A 17,978-nucleotide genomic window follows, 5' to 3' on the forward strand; every position below is an offset into this window, starting at 1 on the left:
ATGCCTCATCCTTTCTTATATGCGCCCGTCTCTACAGTCGGGTTTTGAATCAGTGACAGATCTGTTTGGAGGCTTTCCAGCAGCTGTGCCCTTAGGTCTTCTTCGAATAGCACTTCTCTGATATGAACGATCCCGAGACGGTCTATCCACTGATGAACAACTTCTAAGTAATGAGCCGTTTCCCGATAATACTGGATCAGTCCTTTGATCATGCTGGCAGTGCTGTCTTCGTTCTCAGTCACGCAAAACAGAGCTCCTGAACGGGCATGAGTTCCCCGGACGCCGCCGATGTGAATGTCCCAGCCAGCTTGTGTCCGAATTGCGCCGACATCTTGCAGGGCGGCATCGGTGCAGTCTGTTTCACATGATAAGCTGATAGAAATGGGAGCGGGTAAGGGAAGCGTCTCAAGTTGTCTTTCGATTTGGGCTGCCAGCTGCTGAATCGATCGATTTTGCCCGCATGTACATGCTTTGATGCTTTGCAGCGCGTGTCGGTGTTCATTGGTGTAAACGGGCATCTTCAGGTCTTTTTTTATGTTCGGGAGATCCGCAGGCTTGATCCCGGAAAGCTTCAGCCTTTGGCCGTGAGTGATGGATACGTCGGAAATGCTGTATGCCTCAATGATGTTGGCGATGGTTCTTAGCTGCTCCGCGTTTGTCCGCCCGCCGTACATTTGCGGAATCAGGATGCATGTCTCTTCAGTGGCTGGCTCAGGCTGGACAAACCCAGGGTACAGCATTTCCAGATAGTATTGAATCGCAGGAACACAAGTACTGCATCCTTTTTTTGTTTTCCAGTCAAGCTGGTTCATCACTTCTGCCGGATTATTGAATGGCCTGCGCTGAAGCTCAGCGATGATGTCGTCTTCTGTAAAATCAGTACAGCTGCAAAACGAAGGTGTGCCGGCGGGCTTCGTATATTCGCTGTTGGTCATGTACCTCAAAAGGTCTTCAACGAGCGGTTTGCATCCTCCGCAGGACCCAGTGGCTTTGGTGCAGTGCTTGACTTCCTCAACAGTTGTTAAGCTATTCGTGTGCACCGCGTCTTCAATCGCGCCTTTCGTCACTGTGTTGCATTGGCAAATCGTTTCACTGGAAGGCATGGATTCAAATAAAGGGCCGCTTGTCTCCGGTTCGATGATCTGCTTTTTGACAATGGAGATGTCTCGTTGTTTAAGCAGGCTGTCGAGAAGCCGCTGCTTGTCACGGGTGTCTCCGAATAAAATAACGCCGGCCAGTTTGTCATCTACAAAAAGTGCTTTTTTATAAACGCCTGCTTGTTCGTCGTAGATTTTGATGCTCGTCGTGCGTTCATCCTCTTGGATCTTTCCTGCTGACCACACATCGATTCCAGCTATTTTTAACGCCGCAGATGGTGCTGAGCCTTGGTATTCCTCACATGGAACGCCGCAAATATGACTGGCGAGAGCTCTTCCCTGCTCATAAAGCGGTGCCACCAATCCGTACACCGTTCCGTTATGTTCGGCGCATTCACCAACGGCGTAGATATTCGGTTCGCTTGTCTGCATGAAGTCATTCACGATGATCCCGCGGTTCACTTTGATTCCAGCGGATACAGCCAATTCAATATTCGGTCTGACGCCGGCCGCCATCACAATCAAGTCTGCTTTTAATGAAGAGCCATCTTTAAAATGGATTCGGTCTGCCTTCGTGGCGCCGGAAATGGAGACGGTGTCTTTCTCCAAAAGAAAGGTTAGGCCTTTTTGTTCCAGCTCTGTTTGCAGCAGCCGCGCCGCTGTTTGATCGAGCTGTTTTTGCATAATGCCGGCGGAGTGGTGAATGACGCTGACATCCATACCGAGATGCTGTAAACCGACTGCAGCTTCCAGTCCTAATAAGCCGGCTCCGATTACCGCAGCCTTTTGAAAGTGCTGGGCCATGTTCATCAGCGCTTGGCAGTCTTCTATTGTCCGAAATCCATAGACACCTTTTTTGTCTGCCCCGGGGATAGGGAGAATATGAGGGGAGGAGCCTGTTGCCACAATGAATTTGTCATAAGACAGGATGCGTTTCCGATCTGTGATGACCTGCTGCTGGTCTGTATCAATCTGAATAACCGTTTCGCCTGTGTAAAGCGTGATCCCGTGCTTGTCGTACCAATCCTTGCTGTTCAGTGTAATATCATCGAGTGACGCTTCACCCTGCAATACAGAGGATAAGAGAATGCGATTGTAATTGGGATGCGGCTCGCTTCCGAAAATGACAATCTCAAACATGTGGCGATTCAGCTTTAATACTTCTTCAATACAGCGGATTCCGGCCATGCCGTTTCCCGCTAACACCAATCGTTGTTTCTTCATGTATCAGACCTCCTTTGGCGAAGCTCGTAAGTTTTCTCCTATTAAAAATTATGTCACAATGCACTGTTAACGCATTAAACGTGTCACAAAAACTTACACATGTCTTTTCCAGAAAATAAGGGTCCTATATCCTTGATTCAGAAAATGTAAAATAATGAGGGTCTAGAAAGGGGAATCTTATGAAGCTGTCGGAACTGAAAACTAGCGGTCATCCACTCACTTTGCTCTGTTCCTTTTTATACTTTGATGTCAGTTTTATGATATGGGTTATGCTTGGGGCGCTGGGTGTTTATATTTCTCAGGATTTTGGCCTGTCTCCTTTTGAGAAAGGGCTTGTCGTAGCTGTGCCGATTTTATCTGGATCAGTGTTTCGTATCATTCTTGGTATTTTAACGGACAGAATCGGACCGAAAAAAACGGCAGTGATCGGGATGCTGGTGACGATGATTCCGCTGCTTTGGGGGACATTCGGCGGCCGTTCCCTGACTGAGCTGTATGCCATCGGGATTCTGCTTGGCGTGGCGGGGGCAAGCTTTGCTGTAGCGCTGCCTATGGCCAGCCGCTGGTATCCGCCTCATTTGCAGGGACTTGCGATGGGGATTGCCGGAGCGGGGAACAGCGGCACGTTGTTTGCAACCCTGTTTGGCCCTCGTCTGGCAGAGCAGTTCGGCTGGCACATTGTCATGGGAATTGCGCTAATTCCATTATTGATCGTCTTTATTCTTTTTGTATCCATGGCAAAGGATTCTCCTGCACAGCCGGCTCCGCAGCCGCTCAAAAGCTATCTGCATGTGTTCGGGCAAAAGGAAACATGGTTTTTCTGCCTGCTGTACAGCGTCACATTTGGCGGATTTGTCGGGCTCTCAAGCTTTTTATCTATTTTCTTTGTTGATCAATACCAGCTGTCAAAAATTCACGCAGGGGACTTCGTTACATTATGTGTGGCGGCGGGGAGCTTTTTCCGGCCTGTCGGGGGCTTGATTTCGGATCGTGTCGGCGGCACGAAAGTTCTTTCTGTATTATTTGTCATCGTGGCACTGTGTATGGCCGGAGTCAGCAGCCTGCCATCTCTCTCAATGGTTATTGTTCTATTGTTTGTCGGAATGATGGGGCTCGGAATGGGAAACGGCGCAGTATTCCAGCTCGTGCCGCAGCGTTTTCGCAAAGAAATTGGCATGGTGACGGGAATCGTCGGTGCGGCCGGAGGAATCGGAGGGTTTTTCCTGCCGAACATCTTAGGATCTCTCAAACAGATGACAGGCACATATGCTATCGGTTTTATCACGTTTTCCTGTATCGCGCTGCTGGCGTTTGCACTTGTGCTTGCCGCAGGCTATTACTGGCGGAAAAGCTGGAGCGCGGAAAGCAGTCCGGCGGATGTTTAGGATTTTGACGGACACGCGTTTGTGCGTGTCTTTTTTATTTTCTCTTGATTTTCAACAGTGAACCGATCAAAATAAATAGTAATTATTACGATTTGTTAGCGAGAGGAGTTTTCTGAATGAATCAACATACGCTGCTCCCGAAAAAAACGGAGCGTCTTCAATACTTTGGATCGGTCAGTCCGATCAAAGGCGAGAAACCAGTGGAAAAAGAGAAAATGACGGACCTGCAAAATATCAGGAAGGATTATTTTTTTGACATTCAGCATGTAGGTGTCGCTAATGTGTCCCATCCAGTCACAATCACTTCTGCCATGATGCCTGCCGAGCAAACAACAGCTGCGAACTTTACAATGACTTGTAATTTGCCGAGAAATCAGAAGGGGATTAACATGAGCCGGTTAACAGAGCTGCTGCATGTCTATCATCAAAACGGCTGGATTCTCTCATTTTCCTCTCTTCAGCAATTTACGAAAGAGCTTGCGGAAAACATGGACACATCATCTGCCTCAGTTGAAGTGAGGTTTCCGTGGTTTTTCGAACGGAAAAGCCCGAAGCTTGAGAAAGCGGGTTTGATGCATGCTGATATATTCATGTCTGTCACCTATCGCAAAGATCAGCCGTTTAAACAGCGTGCCGGCATCTCAGCAAAAGTAACGACTCTGTGCCCTTGCTCCAAGGAAATCAGCGAATACAGTGCCCATAATCAGAGGGGAACGGTCAGCATTTGGGCGGATATTCATCCGGCCGCATCGCTGCCAAGTGATGTTAAAGCTGATTTGCTTCACGCCGCAGAATCAAATGCTTCTGCGAGACTGCATCCGGTATTGAAGCGGCCTGATGAAAAAGCCGTGACAGAAACGGCCTATGAAAATCCGAGGTTTGTTGAGGATCTCGCCCGGCTGATTGCTGCAGATTTGTTTGAGCTTGAATGGGTGTCTGCCTTTGAGATTGAATGCTGCAATGAAGAATCGATCCATCTCCACGATGCCTATGCGAAGCTGTGTTTTTCGAAGGAAGTGGATAAAATATGAAACTCTCATTATTCATTGTTGCAGTTCTTATGCCAGCCAGCCTGCTGTCAGCCTGCTCCGATCATGCAGAAGAACACGCAAGTATCAATACAAAGAAAACGGTCAAAAACATAACGGACGTTCGAAAAACAGCAAAAACAAGCATTGATTGGACAAAGCCTTCGGGCGGAGAATACCCGGATATTAAACAGAAGCATGTCTGGATTGATGTGAATGTGAAGGAGCAGAAGGCTTACATCAAGGAAGGAAGCAACACCATCTATACAATGATGATCTCTTCTGGTCTTGATCAAACAAAAGATGATGCTACTCCAAAGGGCACCTTTTATGTAGAGCCTGAACGGGGAGAATGGTTTTTTTCCGAAGGATACCAGGAAGGCGCAGAATACTGGGTATCATGGAAAAATCACGGTGAATTTCTATTTCATAGTGTGCCAATGACTAAGGATCAAAAAGTCATCAAAACGGAAGCAGAAAAACTAGGAACAAAAGCATCTCACGGTTGTATCAGGCTGACCATTCCAGATGCGAAATGGATATATGAAAATATCCCTGAACATACAAAAGTGGTGATCAGCTGAATTGAAAACCGTTGACAAAAAGGAAAAAAGACCATACAATTTAAATCGTAACAATTACGTTTTATGATAAATGGCTTATCATTGTCTGTGCATCTGTGAAAAGCGGAAAGGCATCGATTAAGGATCTTGCTGTCATTGATCCCCATGAAGCGTCTCTTGAAAACTGGAAACGAAACCCAAGCTACTTTCTGATGAGATATTTGCGCTTTCCATCGGTTCAGCAACGCAAGTGGAGCAATTGCTTTATGCAAGCTGCGGTTTTCCGAATGTCGGCAAGGGCAGGGATTTGCGATGGGGAAAAGGATTAAACGCGGTTGGAGCCTTTACTGATTTATAAATCGGGCGGCAGCGAGAAATGAGCGCGAAAAGCTGCTCTACACCATTGTACATATGGCAAAGTATACAATTTAAATCGTAATCATTCTATTTTAATGGAGGCATTATTATGAAAAAAATTCCGGTTACCGTACTGAGCGGTTATCTAGGTGCGGGAAAAACAACATTGCTGAACAGCATTCTGCAAAATCGCGAAGGCTTGAAAATAGCGGTTATCGTAAACGATATGAGCGAGGTGAACATTGACGCGGGCTTGGTTAAGCAGGAAGGGGGCCTTTCCAGAACAGATGAAAAGCTTGTGGAAATGTCAAACGGCTGCATTTGCTGCACGCTTCGCGAAGACTTATTAATTGAAGTTGAGAAGCTGGCAAAAGACGGACGGTTTGATTATATCGTCATCGAATCAACAGGAATCAGCGAACCGATCCCGGTGGCCCAGACTTTCTCTTATATCGATGAAGAGATGGGAATCGATCTTACAAAATTCTGTCAGCTGGATACGATGGTGACAGTGGTTGATGCCAACCGTTTTTGGCATGATTATCAGTCAGGCGAAAGCCTTCTGGACCGCAAAGAAGCATTGGGGGAAGAGGATGAAAGAGAAATCGCCGACCTCTTGATCGATCAAATTGAGTTTTGCGATGTACTGATCTTAAATAAATGTGATTTGGTCAGCGAGCAAGAGCTCGAACAGCTTGAAAAAGTTCTTCGTAAACTGCAGCCAAGAGCCAAGTTCATTCGTTCCGTCAAAGGAAATGTAAAACCGCAGGAGATTTTGCATACAGGGTTATTTAACTTTGAGGAAGCGAGCGGATCGGCCGGCTGGATTCAAGAGCTGACGGCAGGCCATGCGGAACACACCCCGGAAACAGAAGAATACGGTATCTCTTCATTTGTATATAAGAGACGTTTGCCGTTTCATTCTACACGGTTTTATCAATGGATAGATCAAATGCCAAAGAACGTGGTTCGTGCCAAAGGAATCGTCTGGTGCGCATCTCATAACAACCTCGCTTTGCTGATGTCGCAAGCAGGTCCGTCGGTTACGATTGAGCCTGTATCTTATTGGGTGGCGGCGCTGCCGAAGCTTGAGCAGGAGCAAGTCAAACAGCAGGAGCCGGAAATCCTGGAGGAGTGGGACCCGGAGTTCGGCGACCGCCTAACGCAGCTAGTTTTTATCGGAACTGACCTGGATGAAGAAACGATCACGAAAGAGCTTGATCAATGCCTGTTGACTGAGTATGAATTTGATTCCGACTGGTCGCTGTTTGAGGACCCGTTTAAATGGAAGCTGAATCAATAGAAAAAAAGCCGTCCCATGGGGAACGGCTTTTTTTAATGAAACGTTTGTTTAAACATAATGAGCGTATTTTTTCTCAAGGATATTCTGAAAGACCGCGGCAATGGAGCAGATGGCCCAATAAATGAGAGCGGTCAGAATATACATGGTCATATAATCAAACTCTCTGCCCCCGATGATTTTCGCATGCTGGAGCAATTCCGGCACTGTAATCATCGCAGCGAGAGATGACGCCTTGATTAAGTCGAGCAATACATTGGCAAGCGGAGGCAGCGCAATACGTATCGATTGCGGCAAAATGATGCCCCTCATCGTCTGCCAATAGGAAAGACCCAGCGAGGATGCGGCTTCCCACTGTCCTTTTTCGACGGATGAAATGGCTGAACGGTTAATTTCCGCAATGTAGGCGGCGCTGTTAAGGCTAAAGCCGATTAAAGCAGCCGTGACCGCGGAAAATTGAATGCCGATATAAGGAAACCCGAAATAAAGGATAAACAAAATCACTAAAATCGGAACGCCCCGCATAAATGAGATATAGAGCTTCGCCGGCCATCTTAACAAAGCAAGCTTAGACATTCTGGCGAGTGATATGAACAGGCCGATCACAGTTCCCGCAAACATGCTTACAAAAGAGATGAGCAGTGTATACCCAATGCCTTTTATGACATAAGGGAACGATTCAATAGCCAGCTTCGTGTTGAAAATATATTCCCATTGAATGCTATTGATCATGGCGTCCGATTACAAATCAACGTCCTGAACGTCGGCATCAATTTTTTTTGATACATCTGCTTTATTGAAGAATTGTTTCGACAGTTTAGTCAAAGAGCCATCCTTGCTCATCTCTTTCAATGCTTCGTTCATCTTTTTCTGAAGTGCCGCATTGCTTTTTTTCATGACAAGGGCCTGTTTGTTCGGCATGTACTTGATGTCAGGATGAATTGTAATGTTGAGATCCGGGAATGCCGCGAGCGCAAGTGTCTGCAGGTAATAGTCGTTTAAAATGACGTCAGTGCGTCCGTTGGCAACATCTTTTAAATATTGCTCATTCGTCGCATTATCATAAATCACTTCTTTGGCGCCGTATTTTCTCGCGACATCCATGTAGACGGTCGTAGCCGCGCCAGCCGCTTTCTTCCCTTTTAAATCCTTAAGCGTTTTAATCCCTGATAAATCGTCTTTTCGGACAATTGCCGTACCGTATGAATATTTATATGGAGTAGAAAATGCGAACTTCTTCTCGCGGTCCTTCGTCACATCGATGTCATTCGCGGCTGCGTCAACCTGTCCGCTGTTCACCGCTGTCAGCATCCCGTCAATGCCCATCTCCTTGAACTCAACCTTCAGTCCCAGGCGTTTTGCCGCTTCACGAACGACTTCAACCTCGTAGCCCGTCAGCTTATCGGAGCCAGAGTCGGTATCATGATAAGAAGTGGGATAAAGCGTACCTGATGTAGCGACTACGATTTTCCCTTTGTCCTTGATTTGCTCCCAGCCTGTATCCTTGGAATCGGCTTCATTTTTGCCGGAACAGGCTGCCAATATAAGAAAGAAAGCCATTGTGAAACTGAATATAACGGCTTTGGAATGCATGAATGATTTCACCTATAGTTCCCCCAATCTGTTAATCAACTAAAAAGATAGCATTGAACATAAGGGGTTGCAATATGTTGATCGCGTTTTCAAAAAGTTCGAATTGTGTATACAAAAGGCATAGTGGGTGTTTAATAGCGGCTATGAAGGGAATTGGTGATGAACAAAGGAGTTGTCCAAGGATGAATGCCCGACGTACCAAGGAAACACATGTGGACGTGAAGGATGCAGTAGATCCGTTATTCCTCTATGCCAATACCGTAAGAAATGGTCAAGAAGCATGAAATCGATCTTCAGAATAAATTTAAGTCTTGCTGATGCCCCTAAGGCATATGATATATCCGATGAGAAAGAAAATGGAAACATTTAAACCATAATGGGGAGTCAAATGAATATTTACAAACCAGCCGGATTTTGGATCAGACTTGGAGCTGCATTGTTAGACTATATTATAGTCTCCGTGCCGCTTTTGCTGATCTATTGGCTGATTACAGGAAAAGACCCAAACGACAGCATGTTCATCAGTTTGGTTGTTCTGCTGTATTCTATTTTGCTGCCGGTGTTTTGGCGCGGTTATCTTATCGGAAAAAGGATCTGCGGAATCAGAATCGTAAAAAAAGACGGATCACAGGTCAGTCTGTTAACAATGTTTTTACGGGTTATTGTAGCCGGCCTGGTTTACTGTATAACCTTCGGACTCGGCTTGATCGCCAGCCTGATTCTGATTGCCGTACGAGAAGACAAACGGACCCTGCATGATTTAATCGCGGGAACATATGTCACTTATGCGGCACCAGGTGAAGAAGAACTTAATGCTGACGAAGAGATTAGAAAGAGCGAATAATGGTTCGCTCTTTTTATTTTTATGCATAAAAAATACAAGGCAGCAAAACATATGAAAAATAGGATTGGAGGAATAAACTGGATGAAACGAATAACCATCAACATCATCACAATGTTCATTGCAGCGGCTGTCATTTCTCTGACCGATACAGCTGAGGCCGCTGAAAAACAGCAGCAGCCTCCCGCAAATGTTACACTGACAGATCAGCAAAAGAAAGAGATTGAACAACTGGAAGCAGAGATTCTTAAAAAGCGCAAAGACGTGATCTCAAAGTATGTACAATACGGTATCCTGCCTAAAGAAAGAGGAGAACACATCAAAAATCACTTGGACAAACACTTTGAAATGATGAAACAAAACGGCTTTGTTCCAAAGCACCATCCTCATCCGCATAAATTTGAAAAAAGACATTAAAATGGTAAGCATCCAATTGGAATTGGGTGCTTTTTTATTGTTAAAAGTTACTGAATGAATTTTCCGGAAAAATATATCGCTTTTGTTGATTATATCTTATAATAAGATATAAATGGGGTGTATAATGATGGAAATGGATTTAATCTCTAAACTTAATCAGCAGTGGACAGATATTTATTATTTATTACATTATCAACATAAAGATAATATTTCTCACCAGGCAATACGGATTATGCAGCATATTGAAAAGCAAGGTGAGGCAACAATAGGAGCTTTGGCTGAATACTTGTCTGTCTCTCACAATACAGCGTCAGAGCATACTAAACGTTTGATTCAAAAGGGATTTATAGCTAAACGGCGAAGCCAACAGGATGAACGAAAAGTTTTAGTTTTCTTAACACAAGAAGGAAGATCTGTTCTTGAACAGCATACACAGCTAGATAAAGAAAAATTAAAAGAAATAATTGAACGAATGAGCACATCAGAAAAGGAATTACTTGAACAGGCATTTGAACTTTTAAGTAGGGAAGCTAAACAATGGCAGTTTTAAGTAAAGTAATCATCTCTGCGTTGATTATCGGTTTTGTTACTGAAATATCAAAAAGACATCCGACCTATGGCGGCATCATTGCTGCTTTGCCCTTGGTCAGCTTATTAAGCCTTTTTTGGATGCAAATACAAGGTGAAAAAACAGCTCAATTAAGTCAATTTGCATCTGGTGTGCTTACAGGAATCCCAGCTACAGTTTGTTTACTAGCTATTTTGGCTTTTTTGCTGAAAATTCATGTGCCGTTTTGGTTTGCATTATGTGTTGGAATACTAGGATGGGCTATGTTTTTATGGATGCAGAAGATCTTTCTCAATATATTATTTAACTGAGTATAGAAAGGAGATGCTATGTTTTTAAAAAAGGTTACTCTTCTTCGAGATAAGATTTTGGACTTTGACAGATTTCCTTTTACTATCCCAGCTATAAGTCAATTAAATGACATCTTATTTACTAGCCAAGTGACTTTTTTTGTGGGGGAAAATGGATCTGGAAAATCTACTTTGCTTGAAGCGATAGCAGATAAGTGTGAATTCAATACAGCGGGCGGAAGCCGAAATAATGTCTATGAATTACGGGAGTCAGATTCCCATTTAGGAGATTACATACGTTTATCTTGGCTTCCAAAGGTAACAAATGGCTTCTTCTTAAGGGCTGAATCGTTTTATCATCTTTCTCTTCATCTGGATGAGATGGAACTAGATGCTCCTCAGCCATACCGTTCCTATGGAGGGAGGCCGCTACACAATCAATCACATGGAGAGTCCTTTATGTCTCTATTCCGTCATCGTTTTAAAGAGAAAGCGATTTACCTTTTAGATGAGCCAGAAGCAGCACTTTCTCCAGCTAGACAATTAGCTTTTTTGAGAGTTATACATGATTTGGTGAAGGGCGGAAATGTACAGATGATCATTGCGACTCACTCCCCAATCCTACTGGGCTATCCCAATGCTAATATTTTAAGCTTTGATGGTGGAAGAATACATCATATTGAATATGAGAATACAGAGCATGTTCAATTAACACGATATTTTCTTGGACAAAGAGAAAAAATATTAGCTGAGCTGTTCCGCGACTAACATCGAGTTGATATGAAACGCGTTTCATAGCCTATGATAGGTTTATCAATAATTCAGGAGTGATAAACACTATGATCCACCAGCATCCAGAATCTTTTCCGAAACATTTTTTGTGGGGCTCTGCTTCTGCAGCGTACCAGATTGAAGGCGCTTGGAATGAAGATGGCAAAGGCCCCTCTGTTTGGGATGTGTTTACGAAAATACCGGGCAAAACGTTTAAAGGAACCAATGGCGACATTGCGGTTGACCATTATCACCGATTTAAAGAAGATGTCGCTCTGATGGCTGAGATGGGGTTAAAAGCATATCGATTTTCCGTCAGCTGGCCACGGGTTTTTCCAAAAGGAAAAGGAGAGATCAATGAAGCAGGTCTAGCGTTTTACGATAGTCTGATTGATGAATTGCTTTCTCATCACATCGAGCCGGTTCTGACTTTATATCACTGGGATTTGCCTCAAGCGCTTATGGACGAATACGGCGGGTTTGAATCCAGAAACATCATAGAGGATTTTAATCACTACTGTATTACTCTTTATAAACGTTTTGGAGACAGGGTGAAATATTGGGTTACGTTAAATGAACAGAACTACAATTTTAATCACGGATTTATTACAGCCATGCATCCGCCTGGAGTGAAAGACAGAAAACGATTTTACGAAGCAAACCATATTGCGTTTCTGGCTAATGCAAAAGCCATCGAATCATTTAGAGAATATGTGCCTAAAGGCAAAATAGGTCCTAGCTTTGCTTATTCTCCGGCTTACCCTTTATCAAGCCATCCAGAGGATATACTGGCATATGAAAACGCCGAAGAATTTATGAACAATTGGTGGCTTGACATGTATTGCTGGGGAACCTACCCGCAAATTCCATTCCGCTACTTGGAAAAACAGGGATGGGCGCCGACAATCGAAGCAGGAGATATGGAGCTGCTTGCCAAAGGGAAGCCTGATTTTGTAGGTGTCAATTATTATCAGACGATCACCTATGAACGAAATCCGCTTGATGGTGTGTCTGAAGGGAAAATGAATACGACAGGCCAAAAGGGAACCAATCAGGAGACGGGGATACCCGGAGTGTTCAAAACGAAAAAAAATCCGCATCTGACAACGAGCAACTGGGATTGGACAATTGACCCAATTGGGCTGCGTATCGGTCTTCGCCGAATTACAAGCCGCTATCAGCTTCCAGTGTTTATAACAGAGAACGGTTTGGGTGAATTTGATAAAGTTGAGGACGGCACTGTACAGGATGATTATCGAATTGATTATTTGCGTTCGCATCTTGAGCAATGCAGACAAGCCATCAGTGACGGTGTCGATTTAATCGGCTATTGCAGCTGGTCGTTTACTGATCTGTTAAGCTGGCTGAACGGCTACCAAAAAAGATACGGATTTGTATATGTCAATCGTGATGAAGTAAGCACATACGATTTAAAACGCTTGAAGAAAAAAAGCTTTTATTGGTATCAAGATGTCATCAAGACAAACGGAGAAAGTTTATAAAGAGTCCCTGAGAGTTATTCTCTCAGGGGTTTTTCATTACACAGAAACAGCATCAATAATATAAGTGTCGGCGTGCAAATCTGACATTTCAGCCGGCACAGTCCAGCATGTCAATTGATAGTCTCCTTTAGGCAGATCAAAGGACAGTCTTTTAGACATGATGCTTTCAATATGAATTCCGTTTTCTGTGACATGAAAAGGAACAGTCACTTTTGTTTCGTAGGAGTTTACTGTTTCTGAACTGTTCAGGCGCAAAAGAATAAAGGCCTTTGTATTTCGCTGTGCCTCAAAGGAAATGGCTCCGTCTGCCGCAGCGTATCCTTTTTCAATCGCTTCGTCAGTCCAATCCATTACAGGAGGTGTAGAATCCTTTTGAAATACAGTAAATTGATGATATGAAATCGAAAGTTCTTGCGGCTTCCATGATTTGATCAATGTGCTGTTCCTCCTCTATGTACTGTTTACTGAATTGTGAATAAAACCTTTGTGCCGTCTGGGTAATCGGTAAGCTGATGCCCGACCCAAGAGCCTGCTCCGCGGTTGTCAGCGGGAGAAATGTATTCTACAGAAGCTCCCTCACCGCCTTCTTTGCACATGGCCATTGGCCATTCATCTCTGTCATACCCCTTTTTGGAAGGTACGTCCTTTAATGATTGCTCGCGGCGTTCCTCAGCTCCGTCTCTGTCGATAGTGCACACCTCTGAGTGCCCCTCATTTATCGCATCCTTAATATGCTTGGCCGTTTCGGGATATCGGTCAGATGGGAAGGCGATTGTTTCATCATATTCTTTCGTTTGAGACGTTTTTTGATCAGCTGAGAAAAAGTCTCCTTTTATCAGGCCGGCAGCTGCAGCTGCTATGATGACGATGACGAGAAGTATCGTTTTTATGATGTCCGTCGTGATGTTCACCTCCCGCTTTTAAAACTGACACAAGAGTAATCCAGAAAGCATTTGGTGTAAAGGTTTAAATTTTATGTTTTACGCTCAGTTTATTGCAGAAATCGTAATTTTAGCAGATCGAAATATTTGTTTTCAGCAAAATACGATTGCCAATTTACAATAATGATAGTAAGTCATCAGCCGTTTTCGGCTTGATTAATCATTTTAAATTGGCTTATGATACCGGTAAGCTCCTCAGCTAATTGAGAAAGTGTTTCAGAAGCTGCGGTAATCTCCTCCATTGCAGCAAATTGCTCTTCTGTTAATGCAGCCGCTTGCCGGGTATTTTTAGTAGATTCTTTAATGTCGGCCGTATTGGCTGCAAAGGAATCATTTATATGATGTGCACTGGCTGAAATGTTTGTTACAGATGCTGATAAATCACTAATCTCGGCGCTGATTTCACCTGTTGCAGCTGCAATTTCCTTAAATGCATCTCTGGTGCGCTGGATCATGGTGACTCCTTCTGCAGCTTCTGTTTTCACATGCTCAACAGATCTTGCAGACCGGTTCATATCCTTTTGTATTTCTATGATCAGTTTTGAAATCTGTCCCGCAGACTGTTGAGACTCTTCCGCTAATTTACGTACTTCATCAGCAACAACAGCAAAGCCTTTTCCTTGTTCACCGGCTCTGGCAGCTTCAATTGCTGCATTCAGCGCAAGCAGGTTTGTCTGATCGGCAATTTGGGTGATGACCGATAAAATTTGCTCAATTTGTTTAGAGCGGCCGTCTAACTGGTGTATGATTTCTCCGCTTTTCTGAATTGACTGGTGAATCGCATCCATTTGCGCCTGTACATTTGCAATTTCCTTTTGCCCAATGTCTGCTTTTGATTGCGCGAGCTGCCCTTTGTCAGCGATAGCGGCAGTATTTGCAGAAATATCCCGGATGTCTGCTGAAGCTTGTTTTAATGAGCTTTCACTGTTTTCAATTCGGGTGATCTGATCTTGGGCTCCATTTGCAATCTGCTGTACAGCTTCTGTGATCTTTTCTGAAGCTTGATTTGTTTCCTCTGCTCCGGCTGAGAGCTGCTGAGAGGCTGACGCAAGCTGAAGGGCTGATTGTTGTACGGTTTGTATGGTATCGTTCAGCTTCATTCTCATCTTATTATAATAGACGCTTAGTTCTGATAGCTCGTCACCGGTTTTGTCTGACACCTCTATTGTCATATCTCCGTTTCCGGCACTTTCAAAGGCACTTTTTAAAGCGTTCAGCCGCTTGTTGATTTTTCTGGTGAAAACCAAGACAAGGATGACTGATACCATAATGACGATAACAAGAACGGTAGCGAATTGAGTGAAAAGTGATTGTGTAAGTGATGCTAAAATACTTTGATTAGCTCCGGTATACAGCATGCCGATGATGTTCCCATTTTGATCTTTTAACGGCATGTATGCAGTCTGATAAGAAGAACCTGCTACATCTGCTTGTCCGTAAAAACGCTTTCCTTTCTTTAAAACAGCGGCAATAACTTCAGAAGAAGCCTGGGTGCCGACAGCTCTTTCGCCATTCTTCATGACATTGGTTGCAACACGAGTATCGCCTTGGAAAATGGTAATGGTATCACCTGTTTTTTCGCCAAGCAGATCAACGATATCTTCATTTCCATTGATTTGTGTTTGCCCTTTATAGAGCTTATTGTTTTTCACCTGCCAGTCGCCTGTCATGACATCATCAATATAAGCGCTGCTTAAAGCGAGATCACCTTTCGCTTTTTCAGTTGCCATTTGTTTCATGCTTTCTGTAATTTCCTTAAGCATCACAGTGCCAACTGATGCGGAAAACAAAAGAATCACCACGAAAACCAGGCAAAGAATTTTAGTTCCTAGCTTCATCTCAAGTCGTTTTATCAACATAATTCCTCCCTTTATGATTTGTAGGTCATATTACTTATCGGGTTTTTGGGTTTAAAGTTTTATTTTAGAAAAAATAAAACCGGCCTGATCTTCAGGCCGGTTGTGTGATGCTATTCAAGGTTTGCGTGGTGAGTGAACATAGTTTCAGAATCGAGTCCTTTTTTCTCCATGAGTTTTAAAATCACTGCATCATAGAATAGCAGCAAAGTTTGTTCAAATAATGATCCCATTGGCTGAATGGTTTTATAGCTTCCGTTTGACTGGTCTTTAGGAGAACCAGGCATTCTGATGATGAGGTCCGCTTGTTTTCCGATGCTTGATTCCGGATTGATGGTTAAAGCGGCAACAATTCCGTGTAAGCTTTTTGCTTTTGCTGCGGTATGAATCAAGCTTTTTGTCTCGCCTGATCCTGAGCCGATAATAACTAGATCTCCTTTGGCGAGCGGCGGAGTGAGAATCTCACCTACAATATGGGCGTTGAAGCCCATGTGCATCAATCTCATCGCGAAGGATTTTGTCATCAGGCCAGACCGCCCCGCACCCGCGGTGAAAATTTGGTGGGATGAAAGAATGTGATCGGCAAGCTGGTCAGCCTCTTCATTAGAAATATAAGCTGCTGAACGGTGTAACTCATTGAGAATTTCCGCTACGTATTCAGTCGTTTTCATCGGAGTTATCCTTGGACAATCAGCTGCTTCATTTTTGAAGCTGTTTCCGCCTTATCAGCTGCGCTTGTAATTCCGCCCCCAACAATGACAAGGTCAGGGTTTTGCTTGATCACTTCTGGCAGTGTATCAAGTTTGATGCCGCCCGCGATTGCGGTTTTTGCGTTTTTTACGGTATTTTTGATTGTCGTTAATTCTTCGAAAGAGTTTTTGCCCTCTGCTTGAAGATCATAGCCAGTGTGGACGCAGATGTAGTCAACGCCTAGTGCGTCAATTTCTTTCGCACGGGATTCGATATCTTTCACGTTAATCATGTCCACTAAGATTTTCTTCTTTTGTTTTTTGGCTTCTTCTACTGCGCCTTTAATCGTTGCATCGTCTGTAGCCCCTAAAACGGTGATGATGTCAGCGCCTGCTTCCGACGCTTTCATAATTTCGTAGCCTCCGGCATCCATGATTTTCAGGTCTGCAAGAACCTTCAATTGAGGAAATGCTTCTTTTATTTCTTTAACGGCTCTTAGGCCTTCATTAATGACGACCGGTGTTCCGATTTCAACTACGTCGATGTATTGTTCTACCTCTTTGACGAGCTCAATGGCTTCCGGGATGTTGACGAGGTCTAATGCAAGCTGTAATTCCATTGTTGATCCACTCCCTTTTTCGAATTATTTTTCATTCTATAGGTTCTCTTATTTGATGAGAAGTAGGCACTTTGAAGTCAACAAGTTACTTGGAGGATACTGTGAGGAGAGACAATCAGATTTCTTTCGCTTGATTTTATGAGTGAGTATAATGAAAAAAGAGTCTGCAAAAAAGTAAGTAAGTGATGATACGTATCTAACATACAAAAAGGTTACTAAGGGGGGATTCTATTGAGCCGGATGGACGACAAAAGGTTTAATTGTGAGAAGGAATTAACGCTTGCAGTGATTGGCGGTAAATGGAAGATGCTCATTTTATGGCATTTAGGAAAAGAAGGCACAAAACGGTTCAATGAATTAAAAACATTGATTCCTGATATTACGCAGAAGATCCTCGTGAATCAGCTGAGAGAGCTTGAGCAGGATATGATTGTTCACAGGGAAGTGTATCCGGTTGTCCCGCCGAAGGTTGAGTATTCTCTGACCCCGCATGGAGAAAGCCTCATGCCTATTCTTGAAGCCATGTATGAGTGGGGGAAAGGCTATATGGAATTGATTGATATCGACAAAAATGTCATGAAAGAATCGTTATAAGACGCTCTTCGCAAGGGTGTCTTTTTTTTTTGCCTTTTTTTCGGTTTTTGCGCGGTACACATAGTCATGTAAAGATTGTAAATTGCATTCAGCAATAAAAAAAGATTGAACGCAGCAGTTTGGTTTAAAAATTTTTATTTTTCTGTAAATAATGTTTAGTGGAAATGATTGCGGCATCCCGCAAAAATATCCCTGTAAATAAACTGGAATCTTTCGGCATCCCGCATGAAACTTTTCACCCATTTTTCGGTGATAAAAACATTTTTTTCATTTAAAGTGAACGGTAGTAAGATAAAAAATATTGAAAACAATGAATAAATAGCCAAAATTGTTTCCTATTAG

General features: G+C 43.6%; 20 protein-coding genes and 1 pseudogene. 13 read left to right on the top strand and 8 right to left on the bottom strand.

What is annotated here, in order from left to right:
* Positions 1-5 precede the first annotated feature (5 nt).
* Positions 6-2,321 carry an assimilatory nitrate reductase electron transfer subunit NasB gene (gene nasB / locus ACZ07B_RS18555; RefSeq protein WP_464877528.1) on the bottom strand — a complete coding sequence of 772 codons (2,316 nt, stop codon included), beginning with the start codon at positions 2,319-2,321 and terminating at the stop codon, positions 6-8.
* 179 nt (positions 2,322-2,500) lie between these two features.
* Between nasB and ACZ07B_RS18560 the strand changes: the two genes are divergently transcribed.
* From ACZ07B_RS18560 to zinU, 5 genes and pseudogenes are all read left to right on the top strand, one after another.
* A complete protein-coding gene (locus ACZ07B_RS18560; protein ID WP_015252853.1) occupies positions 2,501-3,706 on the top strand; it encodes an MFS transporter in 1,206 nt (401 codons plus the stop codon).
* A gap of 116 nt (positions 3,707-3,822) precedes the next feature.
* Positions 3,823-4,737: a GTP cyclohydrolase FolE2 gene (gene folE2, locus ACZ07B_RS18565; RefSeq protein ID WP_464877529.1), complete on the top strand. Its 915-nt coding sequence runs from the start codon at positions 3,823-3,825 to the stop codon at positions 4,735-4,737.
* On the top strand, positions 4,734-5,318 hold the full coding sequence (locus ACZ07B_RS18570) for a L,D-transpeptidase (RefSeq protein ID WP_464877530.1): 585 nt from the start codon (positions 4,734-4,736) through the stop codon (positions 5,316-5,318). The genes folE2 and ACZ07B_RS18570 overlap by 4 nt, the downstream gene beginning before the upstream one ends.
* A 238-nt stretch (positions 5,319-5,556) precedes the next feature.
* Positions 5,557-5,736, top strand: a pseudogene (locus tag ACZ07B_RS18575) (hypothetical protein).
* Positions 5,737-5,763: 27 nt separating this feature from the next.
* Positions 5,764-6,957, top strand: coding sequence for a zinc metallochaperone ZinU (gene zinU / locus ACZ07B_RS18580; RefSeq protein WP_024572175.1), 1,194 nt, complete (start codon positions 5,764-5,766; stop codon positions 6,955-6,957).
* 48 nt (positions 6,958-7,005) lie between these two features.
* On the opposite strand, the gene ACZ07B_RS18585 is transcribed toward zinU, so the two are convergent.
* Together ACZ07B_RS18585 and ACZ07B_RS18590 are read right to left on the bottom strand one after the other, a co-directional pair.
* The gene (locus tag ACZ07B_RS18585) at positions 7,006-7,686 is read right to left on the bottom strand and encodes an amino acid ABC transporter permease (RefSeq protein ID WP_024572176.1); all 681 of its coding nucleotides are present in this window, start codon (positions 7,684-7,686) and stop codon (positions 7,006-7,008) included.
* A gap of 9 nt (positions 7,687-7,695) precedes the next feature.
* Positions 7,696-8,559, bottom strand: coding sequence for a transporter substrate-binding domain-containing protein (locus tag ACZ07B_RS18590; protein ID WP_163131170.1), 864 nt, complete (start codon positions 8,557-8,559; stop codon positions 7,696-7,698).
* A 160-nt stretch (positions 8,560-8,719) separates the two neighbouring features.
* On the opposite strand from ACZ07B_RS18590, the gene ACZ07B_RS18595 reads away from it, so the two are divergent.
* The 7 genes from ACZ07B_RS18595 to bglC all read left to right on the top strand — a co-directional run bounded on the left by ACZ07B_RS18595 (position 8,720) and on the right by bglC (position 12,936).
* Positions 8,720-8,917 (top strand): hypothetical protein, encoded by a 198-nt coding sequence (locus ACZ07B_RS18595; protein ID WP_128737493.1) that lies wholly within the window; start codon positions 8,720-8,722, stop codon positions 8,915-8,917.
* An 18-nt stretch (positions 8,918-8,935) separates the two neighbouring features.
* The gene (locus ACZ07B_RS18600; protein WP_464877531.1) at positions 8,936-9,391 is read left to right on the top strand and encodes an RDD family protein; all 456 of its coding nucleotides are present in this window, start codon (positions 8,936-8,938) and stop codon (positions 9,389-9,391) included.
* Positions 9,392-9,472: 81 nt separating this feature from the next.
* Positions 9,473-9,805 carry a YckD family protein gene (locus ACZ07B_RS18605; protein ID WP_464877532.1) on the top strand — a complete coding sequence of 111 codons (333 nt, stop codon included), beginning with the start codon at positions 9,473-9,475 and terminating at the stop codon, positions 9,803-9,805.
* Between the two features lie 127 nt (positions 9,806-9,932).
* A complete protein-coding gene (locus tag ACZ07B_RS18610; RefSeq protein ID WP_174616579.1) occupies positions 9,933-10,355 on the top strand; it encodes a MarR family winged helix-turn-helix transcriptional regulator in 423 nt (140 codons plus the stop codon).
* A complete protein-coding gene (locus ACZ07B_RS18615; protein ID WP_032724911.1) occupies positions 10,343-10,684 on the top strand; it encodes a DUF3147 family protein in 342 nt (113 codons plus the stop codon). The genes ACZ07B_RS18610 and ACZ07B_RS18615 overlap by 13 nt, the downstream gene beginning before the upstream one ends.
* 18 nt (positions 10,685-10,702) lie before the next feature.
* Entirely contained in the window at positions 10,703-11,431 is a 729-nt protein-coding gene (locus ACZ07B_RS18620; protein ID WP_021481826.1) for an AAA family ATPase, read from the top strand.
* Positions 11,432-11,502: 71 nt separating this feature from the next.
* A complete protein-coding gene (bglC, locus tag ACZ07B_RS18625; protein ID WP_464877533.1) occupies positions 11,503-12,936 on the top strand; it encodes a 6-phospho-beta-glucosidase in 1,434 nt (477 codons plus the stop codon).
* A 36-nt stretch (positions 12,937-12,972) separates the two neighbouring features.
* Here bglC and nin read toward each other — a convergent pair whose 3' ends face one another.
* The 5 genes from nin to hxlA all read right to left on the bottom strand — a co-directional run bounded on the left by nin (position 12,973) and on the right by hxlA (position 17,042).
* A complete protein-coding gene (gene nin, locus ACZ07B_RS18630) occupies positions 12,973-13,371 on the bottom strand; it encodes a DNA-entry nuclease inhibitor (RefSeq protein ID WP_015252845.1) in 399 nt (132 codons plus the stop codon).
* A gap of 26 nt (positions 13,372-13,397) precedes the next feature.
* Positions 13,398-13,847, bottom strand: coding sequence for a DNA-entry nuclease (gene nucA, locus ACZ07B_RS18635; protein ID WP_017696127.1), 450 nt, complete (start codon positions 13,845-13,847; stop codon positions 13,398-13,400).
* 167 nt (positions 13,848-14,014) lie between these two features.
* On the bottom strand, positions 14,015-15,736 hold the full coding sequence (gene tlpC / locus ACZ07B_RS18640) for a methyl-accepting chemotaxis protein TlpC (protein ID WP_217020468.1): 1,722 nt from the start codon (positions 15,734-15,736) through the stop codon (positions 14,015-14,017).
* 110 nt (positions 15,737-15,846) lie between these two features.
* Positions 15,847-16,404 (bottom strand): 6-phospho-3-hexuloisomerase, encoded by a 558-nt coding sequence (gene hxlB / locus ACZ07B_RS18645; protein ID WP_338732238.1) that lies wholly within the window; start codon positions 16,402-16,404, stop codon positions 15,847-15,849.
* A 5-nt stretch (positions 16,405-16,409) separates the two neighbouring features.
* Complete coding sequence (hxlA, locus tag ACZ07B_RS18650; RefSeq protein ID WP_003234604.1) at positions 16,410-17,042, bottom strand: 3-hexulose-6-phosphate synthase; 633 nt, start codon at positions 17,040-17,042, stop codon at positions 16,410-16,412.
* 231 nt (positions 17,043-17,273) lie between these two features.
* Between hxlA and hxlR the strand changes: the two genes are divergently transcribed.
* A complete protein-coding gene (hxlR, locus tag ACZ07B_RS18655) occupies positions 17,274-17,636 on the top strand; it encodes a transcriptional activator HxlR (RefSeq protein ID WP_003246265.1) in 363 nt (120 codons plus the stop codon).
* Positions 17,637-17,978 lie beyond the last annotated feature (342 nt).

The sequence above is a fragment of the Bacillus sp. 9.4 genome (assembly GCF_055486415.1).

Excerpts from the sequence above, each read along its gene's own strand:
- nasB (WP_464877528.1), bottom strand. The coding sequence starts at position 2,321 with ATGAAGAAACAACGATTGGTGTTAGCGGGAAACGGCATGGCCGGAATC.
- ACZ07B_RS18560 (WP_015252853.1), top strand. The coding sequence starts at position 2,501 with ATGAAGCTGTCGGAACTGAAAACTAGCGGTCATCCACTCACTTTGCTC.
- folE2 (WP_464877529.1), top strand. The coding sequence starts at position 3,823 with ATGAATCAACATACGCTGCTCCCGAAAAAAACGGAGCGTCTTCAATAC.
- ACZ07B_RS18570 (WP_464877530.1), top strand. The coding sequence starts at position 4,734 with ATGAAACTCTCATTATTCATTGTTGCAGTTCTTATGCCAGCCAGCCTG.
- zinU (WP_024572175.1), top strand. The coding sequence starts at position 5,764 with ATGAAAAAAATTCCGGTTACCGTACTGAGCGGTTATCTAGGTGCGGGA.
- ACZ07B_RS18585 (WP_024572176.1), bottom strand. The coding sequence starts at position 7,686 with ATGATCAATAGCATTCAATGGGAATATATTTTCAACACGAAGCTGGCT.
- ACZ07B_RS18600 (WP_464877531.1), top strand. The coding sequence starts at position 8,936 with ATGAATATTTACAAACCAGCCGGATTTTGGATCAGACTTGGAGCTGCA.
- ACZ07B_RS18605 (WP_464877532.1), top strand. The coding sequence starts at position 9,473 with ATGAAACGAATAACCATCAACATCATCACAATGTTCATTGCAGCGGCT.
- ACZ07B_RS18610 (WP_174616579.1), top strand. The coding sequence starts at position 9,933 with ATGGAAATGGATTTAATCTCTAAACTTAATCAGCAGTGGACAGATATT.
- ACZ07B_RS18615 (WP_032724911.1), top strand. The coding sequence starts at position 10,343 with ATGGCAGTTTTAAGTAAAGTAATCATCTCTGCGTTGATTATCGGTTTT.
- ACZ07B_RS18620 (WP_021481826.1), top strand. The coding sequence starts at position 10,703 with ATGTTTTTAAAAAAGGTTACTCTTCTTCGAGATAAGATTTTGGACTTT.
- bglC (WP_464877533.1), top strand. The coding sequence starts at position 11,503 with ATGATCCACCAGCATCCAGAATCTTTTCCGAAACATTTTTTGTGGGGC.
- tlpC (WP_217020468.1), bottom strand. The coding sequence starts at position 15,736 with ATGTTGATAAAACGACTTGAGATGAAGCTAGGAACTAAAATTCTTTGC.
- hxlB (WP_338732238.1), bottom strand. The coding sequence starts at position 16,404 with ATGAAAACGACTGAATACGTAGCGGAAATTCTCAATGAGTTACACCGT.
- hxlA (WP_003234604.1), bottom strand. The coding sequence starts at position 17,042 with ATGGAATTACAGCTTGCATTAGACCTCGTCAACATCCCGGAAGCCATT.